The 17,838-nt window shown below is 65.5% G+C and carries 18 protein-coding genes; 6 read left to right on the forward strand and 12 right to left on the reverse strand.

Annotated elements, in window-relative coordinates:
- Positions 1 to 57 precede the first annotated feature (57 nt).
- The 10 genes from ACVIYL_RS39410 to ACVIYL_RS39455 all read right to left on the reverse strand — a co-directional run bounded on the left by ACVIYL_RS39410 (position 58) and on the right by ACVIYL_RS39455 (position 11,834).
- Entirely contained in the window at positions 58 to 684 is a 627-nt protein-coding gene (locus tag ACVIYL_RS39410; RefSeq protein ID WP_456781103.1) for a class I SAM-dependent methyltransferase, read from the reverse strand.
- Positions 681 to 2,000 carry a polysaccharide transporter gene (locus ACVIYL_RS39415; protein ID WP_456781104.1) on the reverse strand — a complete coding sequence of 440 codons (1,320 nt, stop codon included), beginning with the start codon at positions 1,998 to 2,000 and terminating at the stop codon, positions 681 to 683. Before ACVIYL_RS39415 ends, ACVIYL_RS39410 begins: the two co-directional genes overlap by 4 nt.
- A complete protein-coding gene (locus ACVIYL_RS39420) occupies positions 1,997 to 3,289 on the reverse strand; it encodes an O-antigen ligase family protein (RefSeq protein WP_456781105.1) in 1,293 nt (430 codons plus the stop codon). Before ACVIYL_RS39420 ends, ACVIYL_RS39415 begins: the two co-directional genes overlap by 4 nt.
- The gene (locus ACVIYL_RS39425; RefSeq protein ID WP_456781106.1) at positions 3,286 to 4,401 is read right to left on the reverse strand and encodes a glycosyltransferase family 4 protein; all 1,116 of its coding nucleotides are present in this window, start codon (positions 4,399 to 4,401) and stop codon (positions 3,286 to 3,288) included. Before ACVIYL_RS39425 ends, ACVIYL_RS39420 begins: the two co-directional genes overlap by 4 nt.
- Before the next feature lie 3 nt (positions 4,402 to 4,404).
- Entirely contained in the window at positions 4,405 to 5,163 is a 759-nt protein-coding gene (locus ACVIYL_RS39430; RefSeq protein WP_310880760.1) for a class I SAM-dependent methyltransferase, read from the reverse strand.
- Positions 5,160 to 5,972, reverse strand: coding sequence for a hypothetical protein (locus tag ACVIYL_RS39435; protein ID WP_456781107.1), 813 nt, complete (start codon positions 5,970 to 5,972; stop codon positions 5,160 to 5,162). The genes ACVIYL_RS39430 and ACVIYL_RS39435 overlap by 4 nt, the downstream gene beginning before the upstream one ends.
- A gap of 13 nt (positions 5,973 to 5,985) precedes the next feature.
- Complete coding sequence (locus ACVIYL_RS39440; protein WP_456781108.1) at positions 5,986 to 8,259, reverse strand: polysaccharide biosynthesis tyrosine autokinase; 2,274 nt, start codon at positions 8,257 to 8,259, stop codon at positions 5,986 to 5,988.
- Between the two features lie 129 nt (positions 8,260 to 8,388).
- On the reverse strand, positions 8,389 to 9,054 hold the full coding sequence (locus ACVIYL_RS39445; protein WP_456781109.1) for a hypothetical protein: 666 nt from the start codon (positions 9,052 to 9,054) through the stop codon (positions 8,389 to 8,391).
- A gap of 58 nt (positions 9,055 to 9,112) precedes the next feature.
- Positions 9,113 to 10,618: an O-antigen ligase family protein gene (locus tag ACVIYL_RS39450; protein WP_456781110.1), complete on the reverse strand. Its 1,506-nt coding sequence runs from the start codon at positions 10,616 to 10,618 to the stop codon at positions 9,113 to 9,115.
- Positions 10,619 to 10,649: 31 nt separating this feature from the next.
- Positions 10,650 to 11,834: a polysaccharide biosynthesis/export family protein gene (locus tag ACVIYL_RS39455; protein ID WP_194295410.1), complete on the reverse strand. Its 1,185-nt coding sequence runs from the start codon at positions 11,832 to 11,834 to the stop codon at positions 10,650 to 10,652.
- A gap of 225 nt (positions 11,835 to 12,059) precedes the next feature.
- Here ACVIYL_RS39455 and ACVIYL_RS39460 point away from each other — a divergent pair, with 225 nt between their 5' ends.
- From ACVIYL_RS39460 to ACVIYL_RS39480, 5 genes are all read left to right on the forward strand, one after another.
- On the forward strand, positions 12,060 to 12,368 hold the full coding sequence (locus ACVIYL_RS39460) for a hypothetical protein (RefSeq protein ID WP_456781111.1): 309 nt from the start codon (positions 12,060 to 12,062) through the stop codon (positions 12,366 to 12,368).
- A gap of 104 nt (positions 12,369 to 12,472) precedes the next feature.
- Positions 12,473 to 12,757, forward strand: a complete 285-nt coding sequence (locus ACVIYL_RS39465; protein WP_316394481.1) for a hypothetical protein — start codon at positions 12,473 to 12,475, stop codon at positions 12,755 to 12,757.
- Positions 12,758 to 12,866: 109 nt separating this feature from the next.
- Positions 12,867 to 14,150: a hypothetical protein gene (locus ACVIYL_RS39470; protein WP_456781112.1), complete on the forward strand. Its 1,284-nt coding sequence runs from the start codon at positions 12,867 to 12,869 to the stop codon at positions 14,148 to 14,150.
- 7 nt (positions 14,151 to 14,157) lie between these two features.
- Positions 14,158 to 14,934 (forward strand): metallophosphoesterase family protein, encoded by a 777-nt coding sequence (locus ACVIYL_RS39475; protein WP_082190776.1) that lies wholly within the window; start codon positions 14,158 to 14,160, stop codon positions 14,932 to 14,934.
- Positions 14,935 to 14,950: 16 nt separating this feature from the next.
- Complete coding sequence (locus tag ACVIYL_RS39480) at positions 14,951 to 15,535, forward strand: hypothetical protein (protein ID WP_456781113.1); 585 nt, start codon at positions 14,951 to 14,953, stop codon at positions 15,533 to 15,535.
- Positions 15,536 to 15,563: 28 nt separating this feature from the next.
- Here the strand turns inward: ACVIYL_RS39480 and ACVIYL_RS39485 are convergent, their stop codons facing one another.
- Positions 15,564 to 16,982: an undecaprenyl-phosphate glucose phosphotransferase gene (locus ACVIYL_RS39485; protein ID WP_456781114.1), complete on the reverse strand. Its 1,419-nt coding sequence runs from the start codon at positions 16,980 to 16,982 to the stop codon at positions 15,564 to 15,566.
- 119 nt (positions 16,983 to 17,101) lie between these two features.
- Between ACVIYL_RS39485 and ACVIYL_RS39490 the strand changes: the two genes are divergently transcribed.
- On the forward strand, positions 17,102 to 17,407 hold the full coding sequence (locus ACVIYL_RS39490) for a hypothetical protein (RefSeq protein ID WP_456781115.1): 306 nt from the start codon (positions 17,102 to 17,104) through the stop codon (positions 17,405 to 17,407).
- 13 nt (positions 17,408 to 17,420) lie between these two features.
- Here the strand turns inward: ACVIYL_RS39490 and ACVIYL_RS39495 are convergent, their stop codons facing one another.
- On the reverse strand, positions 17,421 to 17,795 hold the full coding sequence (locus tag ACVIYL_RS39495; RefSeq protein WP_018270679.1) for a helix-turn-helix domain-containing protein: 375 nt from the start codon (positions 17,793 to 17,795) through the stop codon (positions 17,421 to 17,423).
- Positions 17,796 to 17,838: the final 43 nt, after the last annotated feature.

The raw sequence follows: 17,838 nt of genomic DNA on the forward strand, positions 1-17,838 counted from the left end.
GTCTAGCACGGCATGCGCGATCCCTCACGCTACGATGCATCGATTTTCCTGTCGCGCTCACTTGATGGCCTCGAAGAAGATCGACTCGTCCGGCCGGTTGTCGAGCCGGTCGATGTCGGGACAGACCCCCTCGCGATAGGCACGGGTGTAGGTTTCCGAACAGCCGGCGTTGCGGAATAGCGCGGCGAGCGAGGCGCGGGTAAAGCCCCAGTGATGCGCGAAGGCGGCCTCCTTGCGGCGATCGATCTCGAAAACGCCCTTGAGGAAAGCCAGCGGCGCCGCCGGATCGTAGAGCGCGACGATCCGCTCCATGTCGGGGACGACGATGCGACATACCCCGCCAGGCGCCAGCACCCGCGCGATCTCGCGCGCCAGCCGCTCGACCTCGTCAGGAAACAGGTGCTCGAAGACGTGCGCGCTGAACACCGCCGAGAGGCTGCGATCCGCGAACGGCAGCGGCTTGGTCAGGTTCATGTGGCGGAGCCCGGCAAACTTGCCCTGGCGATGCTCGGCATAGCGGGCATCGCTCAGCAGGCCGGCGAGATGCAGCGCTTTCGCCGCGAACGGCATCCGCGCGATCCACAGGTGCATCGTGATGTCGGTATTGATCCAGCCCGCGATGCCGCAATTGAAGGCGCCGATATGCAGCTTTTCGAGCGAGCCGCCGCGCGCGTCGTCGGTCATGTCCGCTCCCGCGCCGAATTGGTCAGCACAACCGTGATCACCGAGGCAGCGCTGGAAGCCACCATCGCCGCGACCGCGCCCATCACCTGCCAGGCCTCCGCCGCAAATGGCAGGACGCAACACAGCGCGACGAGGCCGGCAATCCGGCTCAGCATGAATCGCTGCGGCTTGCCGGTCGCAAACAGCGGCAGCGCGAGGCCGAGCCACACCGCGTCGAGCGCCATCGCAGCGCCCATCAAGGCGAGGCTGCCGGTGCCGATCTCATAGCTCTGTCCGTGGATGACAAGCGCCAGAATGCGCTGGCCGAGCAGCACGACCGCCGTGCCATAGGCGGCGGCGATCGACCCAAGCAGCAGGGCATTCTCGCGCGCGGCAGCGGCGACTGCGCTGCGCCGGCCGGCGCGCAGTTCGGCCGCGATTTCCGGCAGGCGAACCGAGAACATCGTCGCGCAGAACTGGCTGAGCGGTGCGAACACCAACAGCAGGATCCGCAGCGACGCACTCGCGTCCAGCCCGATCAGGAAGCCGCAGACCGGGATCAGCCCGATGCTGCCGATCCAGTAGGTGAGCGAGGTCGCGACGAACCAGCGCCCGTTCCGAAGCAGCCGCCGCAGCGAGCCGCGGAAGATTCTGGCTTGCGGCCAGGCCAGCTCGCTGGTGTGGGCCAGCAGCAAGCTGCCGGCGAGCGCGGCCGAGATCGCGATGCACGCCATCGCCGCAGCGGCGCCGGTGAGCTTGAGGGCGATCATCAACCCGGCCGAGACGACCAGCGCCACGCAATAGGTCAGCGAGGACGCCACCGCGCGCGGCAGCCGCCCATCGAGATAGCAAATCCGGCGGAACATGCTCTGCAGCCGAACCGCCGGGATCGCAAGCCCGGTTGCGATCACGAGCCCGCCGGCCTCCCCGCCGACGGCTGTGATCACAAAGCCCGCACCCGCCAGGAGCAGACCGAGCGCACCCGAGACGAGCAGCGACGACAGATAGAGGCCGAGCCGCAGTTGCGGCCATAGCGATTTCGGGATGCGGTGCGCAGTCGCCGGCAAGCCGTCGTCGAACAGGCCGCGCAGAAACACAGCCTCGATCAGGATCGACAGCGACCAGGCAACGCTGAACCTGCCGAACGAATTGATGTCGAGCACATTGGCGAGCACGATCGTCAGCACGAAGGCGGAGCCGCTCAGCAGCGCCTGATCGATCAGGCCGAGCGCGACATTGCCCCCGGCCCGCCGCAGCCGGCGGAGTAATCCGCTCACGGCACCGGCGACCCGGGCCTGAGCCGCCACCCGGTCCAGCCTGTCGATCAACGCACTCACGCCTCACTCACCCGCAATCTGTTGAATGTCCGCCGCGGCGCCATTTGCAGCCTGGCCTCCGGGCCGAAATAGCACCAGAACACCAGCACGCAGCCGAAATAATTGTGCAGCAGCTGGCTGGAGTCATTGGCCGACGCGATCACGACGAACAGCAGCATCGCGAATGGTGCCAGCCAGTACATCCCTGTCCGCTCGAACGCAAAGACGATCGTGTTCCACAACGCGCGCGCCAGCAGCAGCATATAGAGCGCACCGCCGAGCAGGCCGAACTGGAGAAAGGCGTCAAGATAGGAGTTCTCGAACGAGCCGAACTCGGTATTCCACGGCGCCATGCTCGTCAGCTCGTTCACCGGCGAGTTCGGCAGTTCGTTGAAGAATCCCGAAAACCCGTAGCCGAGCCAGGGGTGCTGCCAGAAGAAGTGCGGCCAGACCGACCAGAGGAACGAGCGGCCGGTCAGGTTTCCGCTGCGGCCCACCAGCCCGTACAACTCGTCGCTCGGCACGGCGAACACGACAAGCGAAACAAAGGCGAGGCCGAGCCAATAGATCGAGGCAGCCCCCCTGTGCCCGAGCACCACCAGCAGAAGCCCGAAGGTTACGGCAAGCGCCGTCAACATGCTGATCAGCGGTCCTGCGGCGCCGGCCGCAGCGAGCGCGAAAAAATGACATCCCATCAGCAGCAGCGTCCAGCCGAATTGCCGCCGCGGCCCTGCCAGCATGCGCACGAAGCAGATCAGCACCATGAGGCCAAAAAAGGCGCCCGCGAGGTTCTTGTGACCGAACACGCCGGCATAGGCCTGGGTTCCGAGCACCGTCGGCCGGTGCAGCGGGTCGTAATCCCATTGCGAGCCGATCACCGGAAAGAGCAGGACGTGAACGATCAGCACCACGATCCCGATCCGGAACAGCGTATCGACGAGACGATCGACCGGGCAGCTGATCACGACCCATGCCGAGAACATCGTGGTCAACAGATACATCGCGAACTTGATCGACGAGCCGGCGGGGTCCGTGCTCAGCGCCAGTGATACCAGGGCGAAGGCGATGAACGTCAGATAGAGATGCGACTGCAGCATCAGCAGGCCGAAGCGCTTCCGATCGATTGCTATGTGCAGCACCAGGAGGATGTAGAGCAGCAGCCAGGCGCCGCGGAACAGCGTGGATTCCCCGGCCCTTTCCGCGAACGAGATGCCCTCGATGAAATTGAACAGGAAATAGATGCAGCCGAGCACCATCACCAGATAGGCGTGCAGAAAGACATCGGTTCGCAGCCACCATCTGCCGATCATTGCACGGCCTCCTGCCGGGCCGGAGCCCTCAAGAGATGATCGACCGCGGCCGCAAAACGCGCCGCGGCGTCGGCAAGCGCATCGCGTCGCACGCTCTGCCGGGCCTGCCGCGACATCGCCTCCCAGCGCGCGGGATGTTCGAGCAAGCTGCGCGCCGCGGCGACCCAAACCTGTTCATCGAGCGCACAAACATAGCCGTTACCCTGATCACGGACCAACTCGCCGCCTGCCCCGACATGGGGCGACACCAGGCAGGGAACCCCGCACTGCAGGGCCTCGTTGCACACCAGGCCCCATGGTTCCAGCAATGAGGGCAGCAGCAGCAACCGCGACTGCAGAAAGACGTCCGATATCGCCTGCCATGGCAGGTAGCGGTCGTGGCTGACATCGATGCCGGCACCGCCGAGCCGCGCCAGCATGCGCCGTTCGGCGGCGCCCGACCCGACCACGCGCACCTTCAGCCCGGGCACGATCCGGCCAAGCGCGATCGCGACGTTCTCGAAGAAGATCGCGTTCTTGGCGTCGTCATTGAGGCGCGCGCACCAGAGCAGATGAAATGGACGGTCGTGGAATGCCGGCACAACCGCCGGCGGATCCCATGCCGGCACCAACGGCACCACGAAGAGATCATCGGCGCGAACACCCTCGCCGCGGAAATACGCCCTGCCCTTGTCGCTGCAACACACCACTGCGTCGCACTGGCGCAGCAGCCAGGGTCGCGCCAGACGGTGATAGGCGGTGTTGGGCATCGTCTCGCGCCAGCCGTCGATCGTCAGCGCGAGCGCCTTGCCGTTGGCGCGCGCCCATGCCGCGCCCGCCAGCATCGAGGGATAAAGACCGTTCACGAACAGCAGGTCGGGCGCGAGCGCATTCAAGGCGCGCCCGACCCCGATATTGACATGGGTGTGACGCGACCGCGACAGCGGAATCGATACACCCGGCACCGTGCGCGTGATGTAGCGCGGCGTGAACGAGCCGGCCCAGGAGCGATCGGCCTCCTGCTGTGTACAGGACAGCACGGCGAGATCCAGCCCGCGGCTGGCCAGCTCATTGTAGAGACGGTTGGTGTAGGGTGTGATCATGTTGTTGAAGACGACCACGCGCGGCGCCATGGCTTACCGGTCCCGCGGCAGCGCCTGCGCCTCGTCACGCCGGCAGAGCGCCCCGCAATGATAGGTCGCAAGCCTGGTCGCGAACGCCGGGCCGACCGACAACAGCGACTTCCGCACAATGCTTTTGGCGAGCCCCTTCACCCGCGACGAATGGAACGCATGAACCGGCAGGCTGTGATCATAGGTGCCGAAGCCGGTGACGCGGAGCCCGGCCGTCTCCAGCACCAGGCGGAACGTGTCGGGCGTGTAGAAATTGATATGGCCGATGTCGAGCGTCGATTGCAACGCCCGGCGATTGGTCCGCGCATGCAGCTCGCACGGCACCTCGACATAGACGAAGGTCCGCGCGACCCGGGCAAGCTCGTGCAGGAATGCGCGCGGTTCGGACACGTGCTCCAGGACGTGGCTGGCATAGACGAGGTCGAACGATCCGTCGGCGAACGGGATCGTCGCACCGTCATAGCTGGACCAGCGAAACGGGGCTGAAGCGGCGCCGTCGATCTCCAGATTGGTCGCGGGATCGATCACGTCGATGCCGGTGAAGTCGCGGCCGATGCCGATCGCCGACAGCCGCGCCAGCACGGCGCCGGTGCCGCAGCCGACCTCGAGCACATTGCCGACCTTCGCGGCGGCTGCGCCGAGCAAGCCGGCGATATGATCGGCCTTGTCGACCGCGCAGACGCGGCGCCAGTCGCGCTCCTCCGCCGAATAGACGCCCTCATAATGCGCGTTGTGCTGTCCGATGCAAAATTCCATCGTCATGGCCTAGCGCTCGCCTCCGGCGGCATTCGGGCAGGCTCGTCGAGGCGGTCGTTCGATTTGCGCTCCCAATTGCGCCGCTCCGCCGGCGAGCGGCGGTCGAGATCGTATCCAATGTCAGCCATGGTGCGGGTCAGGATATCGACGTTCCGTTGCGGAACAGCTGCAAGGCCGGCGAGCAACGTGTCACGGTGCGCCCAGCCCGGTCCCTTCAGCAGATCGATTGCCTCCGTGTACAACTCAGTCTTCACGAGACGCGCGAACTCGGCAACCACGTCGGACGAAAGATCAGGCGGCAGCGCGTCGAACATTGCGAGCGCCATCGCGCTGCGCTTGACCACGATCCAGCCCTCATTGGGTCCGAGCCGGTACGACATCCGCAGCAGGTCGAAATTGGCGTCGCTCAAGCCCTGCCGTATATTGCGAAGCCAGAACAGCACGAGCCAGAGATAGGGATCGGCCGGCGCGCAGCCCAGCGATTTGCGGACGGCCGCGTCGAGCTCGCCCATCCGGTCATCCACTCGATCGCCGGATGCAAGCGCGTTCTCGGCGAGCCGCAGCCGGATCACCGCCGCGCTGCGATCGATGGCCGGCATGCAATCCTTCTCCGCCGCGGCGCGCGACAGCAACAGACCGAGGTCATCGAGCTCGGCGTCGCTGAGCGGCACGTTGCGAAGGATCAGGTCCTTTGCGCCGTCGAGCCGGGTCTGGTCGACAAAGGCCGGCAAAGTGGTCGTGCCCCAGGCGACGGACGAGCATGCGACCGCGGCAAGGAAGCCGCGCGCAAGCCAGGCGGCTGCGCGCCCGGGCATCCCGCCGTGCGTCTCACTCGGTGTAGCCATATCGCCCATAGTGCGAGTTGTAATAGTAGTTCTTGCCGCCATAGCCGCTATAGCGGCTCATCGCGGCAATATCGGCCTTATTGAGCACGACGCCGAGCAGGTTCTCGTTGACCGCTCGCGCACTGCGCAGCGCGCGCTCGACCACCTGCACCTGGGTCTTGCCCCATTCCACGATGAAGACGAAGGAATCGACGAGGTGGGCGGTGATGCGGACATCGACCACCGGCGTGAGCGGCGGGAAATCGACGATCACGTAGTCATAATGGCTGCGGGCCCCGTCGATGAAATCCCTCATCTGGTCGGAGGCCAGCACTTCGTGCGAATGGGCGATGCGCGATCGCGTGGCGCCAGGCAGGAAGGCGAGGCCGGTCTCGGGATCGCGCCAGAGCGTGTCCTGCAAGGTCGCATTGTTCGACAGCACGTCGAGGATGCCGCGCTCGGCAGTCGCGGCGACCTTGCGGCTGAGCGAGGGATTGCGCAGATCGCAATCGATCAGGAGCACGCGGGCCCCGCTCTGGGCAACCAGTTGCGCAAATACGAAGGCCAGCGTCGACTTGCCCTCGTTGGGCAGCGCCGAGGTCAGCCCGAGGATCTTCGACGGCTTGGTGACGTTGAGGTCGGCATTGACCTTGATCGAGCGGATCGCTTCCGAGAACCGCGAGAATGGCGAATCGATCGCCGCCCACAGCACCGGCTCGTCGCCGCGCCGGATCGTGCGCGGGCCGATCGGCAGATTGGAACGACCGGCGACCGGCGCCTTGATCTGGCCCGGCGAGACGCGGGGAACGATGGCGACGCAGTCGGCCTCGAGGATCGTCTCGACCATTTCAGCGGTGCGGAACACCCGGTCATAGAGGTCGCGCAACACGCCGAGCCCGAGCCCGGCGATCAGGCCGCCGAGGGCCGAGAGCGCGAGCACGACCAAGGTCTGCGGATGGCTCTTGCTGAGCGGACGCGAGGCACGGGTGATAACCCGCGCCTCGCTGACCGGGAACGATTGCTGCTGCACGTTTTCCATGTAGCGCTGCAGGAAATTGTCGTAGAGCGAGCGATAGGTCTGCGCCGAGCTCTCGAGCTCGCGCAGCGTTACCTGCGCCTGGTTGGTCGACTGCGACTGCGACACCGAGTCGTTCACGGCGCGCTCGATCTCGTTCTGGCGCTGCAGGGCGATCGCATAGTCGCTCTTGTAACTTTCGGCGAGCCGCTTCAGCTCGTCCACAATCGACGACTGGATCTCGCGCATCTGGTTGCGCAGGTTGACGGCGGCCAAATGATTGTAGCCGTAGCGCGACGACCAGTCGGCCTCGCGGTTGGCCAACTCGAGATATTGCGAGCGCAGCTTGGTGATGACCTGGTTGTTCAGGGTATCGGCCACCGTCGCATCGGGGACGCCCCCCTTCACCACCGCCTCGATGCGGTCGAGCTTGGCCTTGGCGTCGGTGACCTGCGACTTCACGTGGAGCAGCTGGGTGTTGAGTTCGCCGAGCTGCTGCTCGTTGAGCAGCTTGCCGCTGGAGGTGACGATGTTGTTGGTCTTCTTGTAGTCGAGCACCGCGCGCTCGGCGTTGGATGCCTGCGTGCGCAGCTCCTGGATGCGGTCCTGCAGCCAGACACTGGCGCGGCGCGTCGCCTGATATTTGGAATCGAGCTGATCGACGATATAGGCGTCGGCGACGGCGTTCGCGATCTGCGCCGCGCGCTCGGGATCGAGCGAGCGGAAGCTGACCTCGATCACATAGGTCATGCCGCGGCGGCGGACGTCGAGCTGCTTCTGGAACGTGCGGACCGCGCGCCGGGTCCGGTCGAATTCGGTGGGCGGCGCCCCGCCGGCGAGCAGGCCGGACACGAAATCGAGCACGGCTCCTACCGCGCTGGCTCTGGAGCCAACGAATTCCGGATCCTCGTTGAGCTTGAGGTCGCGGATCACCGCGAGCGCCACATTCTCCGACTTCAGGATTTCGACCTGGCTCTCGACCGCGGCGGAATCGACCGGGGCCTCGCTCACCGGCGATTGCTGCTGGAAGGCCTGGAATTTGCGCGTGTCGATGATCATCGTGGCAAGCGCCGTATAGCTCGGCGCCGCCGTCGCCAGATAGCAGATGCCGCCGAACAGGCAGAGCGCGGCGGTCCCGAGGATGACCCAGTATTGCCGGAGCAGATAGGTGACGAAGGCGTCGAAGGTTTCCGCCAGCGACGGCAATTCGGCCGGACGATTTCTCAGATCGACAGACGGCGAAATCTGGTTGCGCTGAAGCATCTCGTCCTATCGTCGCGCCGGCAGGATGGATCCTGCCCTCGCGCCCTCCAATGATCCTGGGAAGCGTCCCGCCGCTGACACCGAAGCGCGTTGCTGCAGAAAGTTCTCCATTGGCGATCGGACGTCCGCTCAGGGGGTAACTGTTGAAATGAGTGTGGTGCCGGTGCCCGTGGCCGTACCAGACGTCGTGCTGCCCGAACTGCTGACCGACGAGGTGAAGCTGAAGATGCCGGTGTTCACGCTGTTGCCGTCGATGGCCTCGAGCGTGCCGCCGCCGGCGCCGCTGGCGCCCAGCGCGCTGGTCTGGCCGCCGGATGCGCCGGCGCTGCCCGCGCCGCCGGCGCCGGTCGCCGCGGTGCCGCTGTCACCCGATGCAGCAGCAAACGCCATCACGGTGTCGAGATCCTTGGTGTCGGCAATCGCCTGCTGGATGCGCGTCGCGTAGGGCTGGTTGCTGCGCACCACGATGCGCGCGGCCTGGGCGAGGCCGGCAGCGATCGCCGTCTTCTGGTCCTTGCTTGCCTTGGCGAGCAGCGCAATCAGCGGATCGAGCGATGTCGGATCGTTGAGGGCGAAATCGCGCGCCCGCGAGGTCAACTCCACGCCTGCATTCGGATACTGGGTCAGTAGCTGCTCGGGATTGGCCTTGAAATTGGTGACCGCCTGGGACAGCTGGATCAGCCCGCCAGTTGTCTCCGCCAGCGCCGCGCCACCGGGTGTCGCGAGCACCAACATCACCACCAACGTCGCCAGGCGCGGGGCGGAAAAGCCGCCGGATCGCTCAAATGTGAACACAGCTATCTCCCTAACGAATACTAACAGTTCGTTAGCATAGTCAGAGTTATCGCGCCAATTAAATAGCCTCGCCGGCCGCGGCCGGGCCGTGGTGCGCGAAATCAGCGTTAACCGGCTGCCCGACCGTAACACGGGCGTCACGGCCACCGCCGGCGCCGCTGCCGGAGCGGAAGGATTGCGACAGGCCTGCCCCGAGCAAGGCCGCGATAACAACGGCATAGCCGGTGATCTGGAGCGAGAAATCGATCATCGAATGGAGCGCGCCGGCGGCCGACGCGCAGAGCGCCGCGAGCGGCACGATCACGTCGCGGCGACGGGTCCGCACGCCATGCGCGAGCACGACGAACGCCGCGAGCAGCGCGATCATGGCGGCGCCGGCCATTAACATTCCGCCGTCGGACGCCAGTTCGAGCCAGCTGTTGTGTGCCCGGTTCCAGGTCCCGCGCAGCGAGAAGTCGTCGGTGCGATAGGCCGGATAAACCCATTCGAAAGTCCCGAAACCATCGCCGAGCCACGGGTGATCCCAGATCATCCGCAACGTTGCGCGATAGGTCGAGAACCGTCCCTCATCGGACAGGCCCATCGTGCTGAAGCGCGCGCCAACGCCGCCGCCGAGAAGCTGCAGCAGTGCCAGCGCGACCAGGCTGCCGACCCCGAGCGCCACGATCATGCCGTAGCGGCGCGGCACCCGGTTGCGAAAGAAGATCGCGGCAGCCGCGACCGCGGCGAGCAGCGAGATCCCGACGCCGCCGCGCGAGCCGGTCAGAAACATCGCCAGCAGGCAAGTGAGCCAGCCGAACGCATGGCCGGCGAGCCGGCGCCGCGCCGGCATAGCGAGGCGCGCGAGCAGCCGTGACAGGCCGGCACGGCGCGGCGGCCAATGCCGCTCGATCAACTCGCAGCCGAACAACAGCCAGATCAGCGCGCAGCAACCGTAGTAGATGCCGGCCGTGTTGCGATTGACGAAGGGCGATGTCAGCCACGCCAGGTGCGCCTGCTTCTCGTGCACCAGGTAGATCCGGGTGGGATCGATCGTGAAAGTGATGATGCCGCAGATCGCATAGACCAGCCCCGCCGCGGCCACCGCCCGCAACAACCCGCGCGCCAGTCTGCGGTTGGCACCGAGCACGACGCCGATGGCGAAGCTGAGCAGGCAAACGATTCCGACGCCGATCGAATAGAACGGCTGACCGCGCGCCATCGACGCGGCCGGCGGCAGCTCGGCAGGCAGCAATTTGCCGGCCTGCGCCCACAACGCGTTTGGCGCCACACCCGACCAGGGCCGGACAGCCGACTGCTCGTGCAGCACCAGCATGGCAAGCGCCGTCAACAGCGCCGTCACCGCGAGGATCGCGAGCTGACTGCCGCGCAGGCGCATCGGTAATACTCCGAGCAGTGCAATCCCGAGCAGGATCGACCAGATCGCGGGCGCAACTGTACCGACCGAGCCGAGCGGCAGCGGCGCCAAAGCGATGACGGCGCAGAACAGCCACGATGACCAGCGCACCGGCCACGGCAATGCCGTCGCCTCGCTTGAGCCGGAAGGTAATCTTACGCGTGTCATGAAGCCGGCCGTGCCGGCTCACGCCCCAGTATCAGGGCGCAAGCTTGATCGAGTTACGAAGTAAGGTTGCGTTGTAGGCGGCCACGATCGGATCGTTCGCCGTTGCGGTCACGAGCCGGATCTGCTGCATCACCTTGGCGTCCTCAACGGATGCCGCGTTCGACGCATAGAGCACGTCCTTGTTGCGCAACTGGAAACGCGTGGCCAGGAAATAGCCGGCCGGATCGCGGAAATTGATGTTGTAGACGACCGGGATGATCGGCCCTGAATATTTGCTGACGTCGACGCCAAGCTTGGCCGCCACTTCCGGCAGTTCGCCGCGATAGACGAACACCGAGGCCGGATCGGCCGAGGAGTCGTTCAAGCCGCCCGCCTTGGCGACGGCTTCGGCGAGCGAGATGCGCCAGGCCTCGAAATTGAACTGGCCCTGCGCGCCCGACGCGCCGAAGGCGACGAAGGTTTGCGGCTCGCGGTAGACATAAATGGTGTCGCCGGGATGGGCGTAGATATTGCTCTTGGGCTCGTAGACCAGCTGGCCGAACGGCACCGTAGTACGTTTGCCGTCGCGCTCGAGCATGACCCATGTGTCAAAACCCTGCCCTTTCGGGCCGCCGGCGCGCGTGATGGCGTCAAGCACGTGCTCACCCGCGGCATTGGCGGGGAAGCGGTTCGGCGAATTGACCTCGCCGAGCACGGAGATCAGCGAGGTGCGCTGCTCGATCAGGGCGACCACGGCCTGCGGCTCGATCGCGCGATTCTTCAACGCATCGACGATCGAGCGCTGCACTTCGGTCGGTGTGCGGTTCTTGGCGCGGATCGCGCCGGCATAGGGCACCGAGATATTGCCGTCGGTATCGACGTTCTGGTTCGGCAGCGTGATGTAGTTGCCGGGACGCACGCCGGCCTCGACCGGAATGAACAGGCCGCCGGCGGCGGCCTCGAAGATCGTGACGCTGACGACGTCGCCGATGCCGAAGCGGATGTCCTTCGGCGGCGGGCCCTGGATGCCACCGGCGAGTTGCGGCGCGAACGACGCCAGCACGTTCTCGATCTGCGGTGTGATCTTGACCATCGCATAGGGCAGGCTTTCAGGATCGCGCTGCCCGGCCACGACATCGGAGCTCGTCGGACCGTTGGTCGGCATGTAATGGCAACCGCTGACCCAACAGGCGGCCGCAAGCAATAACATCACCCGAATGAAAATCGCACGCGACATCTAAATACTCCGGCCGTGCCGTAACACGCCGACTATCACAATCACAAGTTTCCGCGATATATTGCGATGCAATTGATAAATAATGTTAGCGAGGTGAGGCAATTCGGCGACACCGGCGCACCGCCGTGAGACAAAGCCCCGCGCGCCGTCACTCCGGCTTTGCTTTCGTCCGATCTCCCCGTTATCTGTGAATGAGATGGTTTGAGTTAACCGATTGAGGGTTCGATGGCCCGCAGGAAGCTACCCGCGATCGCGTTGGGAATGGTCGCCTTGCCGCTGATAGGCGCCCTCGGCGGCTCCGGGGTTTTCGCCGCAGAACTAAGCGTTTCCCCGGCCCCGCGCGCCGTGCAACGGGTCAGCGGCAATTGTCAGCGGCTGCAATATTGTCGTGGCGACGTCTGCCAGTGGAAACGGGTTTGCTGGCACGGCTGTCCCGATCGCTACTCCTGCGCGCCGCTCTACGGCGCCTATGGACCGTATGGCGGCCGCGATTATTGGGCTGCCTATAGTTACGGCGATCTGCACCCGTTCTGAATGTTAATCGACTAACAAAACCACAGGCCATCGAGCTCGGCCGGCACCGCGCCGGCCCGCTGGCGACGCGCGGGTTAACCCCGGCTTAGGCCCGGCCCGATACCATGCGGGCGCAGGGTTTGGTTATGTTATTTGTTTTCCTTGGCAATTTGATCGGCGGCACCGTTCTCGGTCTGCGCCAGCACTGTCTGGTGCTGGCGCCGGTGGCGCTCGCGGAACTCGCGCTGTTGGCCGCCATCGGAGTCGGGCGCCTGTCGTGGTCGGAAACCGCGCTGCTCATGATCGCTGCGATCGTAGCGCTGCAAATCGGATATCTGGCAGGCGCCTTCGCGCCGCTGTTCTGGTCTCGCACCTCGACGCCACGTCTCGCCCTGCGCCGTTCGCAATAGCAGGGCATGACACTGCCCGCTTTGGCGTGGCCGATTTCCGTTGACCTCGCGGCAAGCCCGGGGCATCCCGCTGCCTTGCGTCTCATCCTCTGCAGGACCTCCCCCTCTCGTGTGGAACGTCACGGCCTTCATCTGCATCTTGATCGGGGCGTCGATTCCGCTCGGTCTCATCGACGCATCGCTCGCGACGGGTGCCGTCGGCGCGGCGACGTCGCTAGGGCTGCTCGCAAGCCTGCTGGCGATCCGTCCGGGTGAGCTGTCGTTCCTGAAGTCGGTCGCCGGTCCCGCTGTTGCGGCGGCGCTTCTGCCGGTGCTCTGGATCGTCCTGCAGATGTTTCCGCTGGCGGCCCTGGCGCATCCGGTGTGGAAGTTCGCCGGCGAAACGCTGGGAGCACAGCTCAGCGGCAGCATCACGATCGACACCGGCGCAAGCTTCGGCGCGCTGCTGATCTGGCTGTCACTCATGTCAGCCATGATCACCGCCGCCGCTGTCGCGATCGACGCCCGCCGCGCCGATATGGTGGCCCGCACCGTTGCAGCAACCGCGGCCGTCGCGGCCCTGATCCTGCTGCTATCAAGCGATCCGGTCAAAGTCTGGTCTGGCGCTGCACGCGATGAGACGGCAAACGGATTCCTGGTCGTCGTTCTCGTTGGCGTTCCGCTCGGCCTTGCGCGCGCGCTCGACGTCGGCGGACACGCCGATGGCCGCACCGCCGCCCAATTGAGACGGCTGCGCTGGCTGCTCGCTGCCGGCGCGCTGCTCTGCGCCGCCAGCGCCTGCTGGGTTGGGCGGCGCGGCGCCGCGATCGCGATCGCCGCGGGCATCGCCCTCGTCCTGATGACCTTCGCCGCGCGGAAACTTCATCTGCACCGCTGGAGCAGCGCTGCTGCGGCGACAGCGATCGCGCTGATCGCCCTGGCGACGGCGATCGGCAATCGTCATCCCGACGTGCCGCTTGCGATCGCCTTTGCTCATGCACCGTCCGAGTTCGTGCAATCGACCCACAATCTGCTCGCCGACCTGCCCGCGCTCGGCAGCGGCGCCGGCACCACGGCAACGCTGGCGTCGACCTATATGGACTGGCAGGGCGCCACCACGCGGCCCGTGGTTGCGACCAGCGCCGCGGCCTTGATCGCGCAATTCGGTTCCGCCATGTTCTGGACTTTAGTCGCGGCTATCATCGTCTGCATCGCAGCGTTCACGGCCGGTGCGCGCAATCGCGGCCGCGACTGGTCCTACCCTGCATCGGCCGCAGCCGTCCTGCTGACGCTGCTGCTGGCTAGCTTCACCTTGCCGGAATTGCCGGCGCTGCCCGGAGTGATCGTGTTGGGAGCCGTGATCGGAACAGGACTGGCACAGCGGATCAGCCGTTCACGGTTGCAGGCGAGCTAGACGCCAGATGCGCAGCTTCCTCCAGCGTCTTGTCGGCCAGACCGGCGATCTCGAGCATGAGGGCGACGAGACCTGCATCTACGCCGTCGGCGATATCCACGGTCACGCCGACCTGCTGCACGAGATCTGCGCCCGCATCGATGCCGACATCCGTCGGTTCCGGCCGGCGCGACCGATCCAGGTGTTCCTCGGCGACTATATCGATCGCGGACCGGATTCGCGCGATGTCATCGCCATGCTCGATCAACGCCGCCGCACCCGCAGCATGGTCTGCCTGCTCGGCAATCACGAGGCCTGCCTGCTGGAGTTTCTCGTCAATCCCGACATGCTCGCGCAATGGCGGCAGTTTGGCGGCTTGCAAACGCTGATGTCCTACGGCCTGACGCCCTCGCCCAATCCCGACGCTTCCGAACGCAGGGCGCTCGCCCGGCAATTGATCCGCCAGATGCCGCCGGCCCATCTCGCCTTCCTGCGCTCGCTGCCGCTCTGTTATGTGCACAAACGCTATTTCTTCGTCCATGCCGGCGTCAGGCCCGGCGTCGCTCTCAACCAGCAGCGCAAGGAGGATCTGCTCTGGATCCGCGACGACTTCCTGATCTCGGAAGATGATTTCGGCAAGGTCGTGGTCCACGGCCATACGCCGGTGCATGAGGCCGAGCTGCTGCGCAACCGCATCAATGTCGACACCGGTGCCTATGCGACCGGCCGCCTGACCTGCGTCAAGCTCGAGGGAGCCCGGCGAACCCTGCTGATGACCGGCAACCGGGCCGCGCGCCATGGCTAATACGATGGCTAACACGATGGCTGACGCGATCGGCCGGAATGCGAGGCGTCTCTCGCCGGCCATCGTGCCGGCCGCCGCTGCGATCGGCGCGGCGACGCTGGCCTTGTCGACCTGGTGGCTTGCCGCCGATGCATTGCGCGCCAAACCGGCGATCGCCGCAGAGGTCGGCATGGTCAGAGGCGAGCTGTGGCTGCGCGACGGCTGGAGCCAATTGCAGACGTCACCGGAGGCGGCCGAAGCCGCGTTCACGCGCGCGCTTCGCCTCTCGCCGATGGACGCCGGCGCCTGGTTCGGCCTCGCCTCGGCAACCGGACGGTTCGACTGGCTGAACCCGACCGCGTCGAAGGCGCTCAAGATGTCCTACTATACTGGCTTCAACCGCAGCGATCTGATCGCGCCGCGCCTGATCCTCCTGGCGCAGGTCGACGCCACGCGCGATGTCGAATTGGTCGACCTGCTGCAGCGGCAGATCCGCCTGATCCTCACGCGGGCGCCGGAACTGAAGGGCGCGATCGGGCAGGCCTATCGCGTGGCTGGCGACGCCAACCGGCGCATCATCGAGGTGGAGTTCAAGGACGCCAACCAGAGCATTCCGCAGTAACGCGCGCCTGGCGCCAGATGCCCAGCCGTCAGATACCCTTGTGACGCAACACCGCGCCGACCGTGCGCAGCAGGATGCGCAGGTCGAGCACGAAGCTCCAGCTCTTGATGTAGATGAGGTCGTGCGCCACGCGCAGCTGCATGTCCTCGATCGCCGGCGTCGCGCCGCGCAGCCCCTGCACCTGCGCGAGACCGGTGATGCCGGGCTTGACGTGCTGACGCTCTGCATAGCTCGCGATCAGCTTCGAATATTTGTCGTCATGGGCCAGCGCGTGCGGCCGCGGCCCGACCAGCGACATGTCGCCGCGCAATACGTTCACCAGCTGCGGCAATTCGTCGATGCTGCGGCGGCGCAGCGTCGCGCCGATCCCGGTCAGCCGCGGATCGTTCGGGCGAGCCTGCGTGATGACATCGCCATCCTCGAGCACGTGCATCGAGCGGAATTTGAGGATGGTGAATTGCTTGCCGTCGAAGCCGTTACGGCGCTGCCGGAACAAGATCGGCCCCCTGGAGTCGAGCTTGATCGCAATCGCCGTTCCGATCAGCAGCGGCGCGAACAGCACCAGAAGGCCGCTCGATGCCACGATGTCGAACAGCCGCTTGCCGGCGCGCTCGAGCGAAGTAAGCGGCGAGCGCTGCATTTCCAGCGTCGGGATCGGGCCGGTCGCCACCATCCGCAGCGCCAGGAATCGCTCCGCGGTCCGGTCCGGCAGCAGCCGCACCGGCAGCGGCGATGCCCGCAGCTGATCGCACACGAACTGGATGCGCGGCTCCTGCTGCCAGGGCATGGCCAGGATGATCTCGTCGGCGCCGCACTCGCGGGCTGCAAGAATGGCCGACGCGACGGCGGCCCGGTCGCCGGTGTCGTCGGACGATCCGGAGAGCTGGACCCGTCGCACTTCGCTGAGGCCGAAATCGCGCAGCAGGCTCGCTTGCCGCACCCGGGACAATTCGTCCGCCATCCCGACCACGACCGCGCGGCGCGTGGCCAGCATGCCGCGGTCGATCGCGCGTTGCAGCGGCGCCTGCAGCAGCATCCGTCCGCCGACCAGCCCGAGGCCGCCGATCAGGCCAAATGACAGCACCGACCCGCGCGAGACGCCGGAACCCACCTTCAAAAGGAAGATGATCAGGGTCATCAGCAGAACGACCAGCAGCCATCCGCCGAGCAGGCTGCTCCAGCGCCGGTCGAGACCGGCCAGCACCTGCGCATTGTAAAGGCCCTGCGACTTCGCCACGAACATGTGAAGGATGGCGGCGAGGACCCCGATCCCTAGAAAACCCTCGAAGCTGTTGCTATAAACCGTGTGGTAGTAAAAGAGGTGATAGGCCGCGCCGCCGACGATGCTGGACAGCACGACGATTATCATCTCGAACGCGACGGCAAACGCCTCGAGGGAAGCGAAAGCGAACGAGAAGGCGCCGAAGTTAACCGGTACCTTCGCCAATCGAGCGTCCGAAAGGTCGGTCATCGGGAATTAACATTCGTGTTAACAATTCATATGTGTATTATCAGGCGGGTTGTGAGCTCGCAAGACCTGCTGCGGATATCGGATAGAGAGCGCGCATGAGTTCATCGGCTGGCGAAACCGAGGCCGCGCTGCTGGCCCTCCTCCACCTCATCCGCCTGATGGGCGCCGAGCTCGTCGCGGGCCAGCACCGCGACGACGTCGAGTTGCTGGTCAAGGCGATCGAGACAAAGCTGCGCGCGGCCCGCTTCCCGGCCGACATGCCGAATCAGGACATCGTCAGGGGCCTGGACCTTGCGCAGGCCAGACTGCGTCCGATCTTCGAAGAGCTGCGCGCAAGGTCTGAGAAGGCACATCTGAGCGACCAGCTGCTGCTGGCTCCCAGGCCTTCACGCATCCACTAACGGATAGCTTACGTCAGCTTTGGGCTTCACCACGGCGGGGCAAGCCGCTCCCGCCGCCGGACCTGAGCGCAAGCTTTTCCTCGATCTTCATTTTCTCGAGCAGCAAGTCGGTCACGATCCGGCGCAGCCGTTCATTTTCCAGCCGTAATTCATCAATACGGTTATGGACAGGGGGGATCCCATCTCTATCATCGGTGCGAGCGGCGAATTCGGTAACAGTACCATTCGCCTGGTGGCCGCGTGCGGCCTCCTGCTTGCGCCAGCGATGAAATGTCATCACGCTAACGCCCAGCACCTTGCACGCTTGGGCCTGGGACTGCCCCCGCGCCATGAGTTCCTCGGCCTGTTTGACCTTGGAACTGATCTCCTCAGTAGAATGACGCCTCATTGGTCATCTCATTGCCCCCTAGATTAGCAATCATCGCATGGCC

It is taken from the genome of Bradyrhizobium sp. USDA 3315, assembly GCF_054056795.1.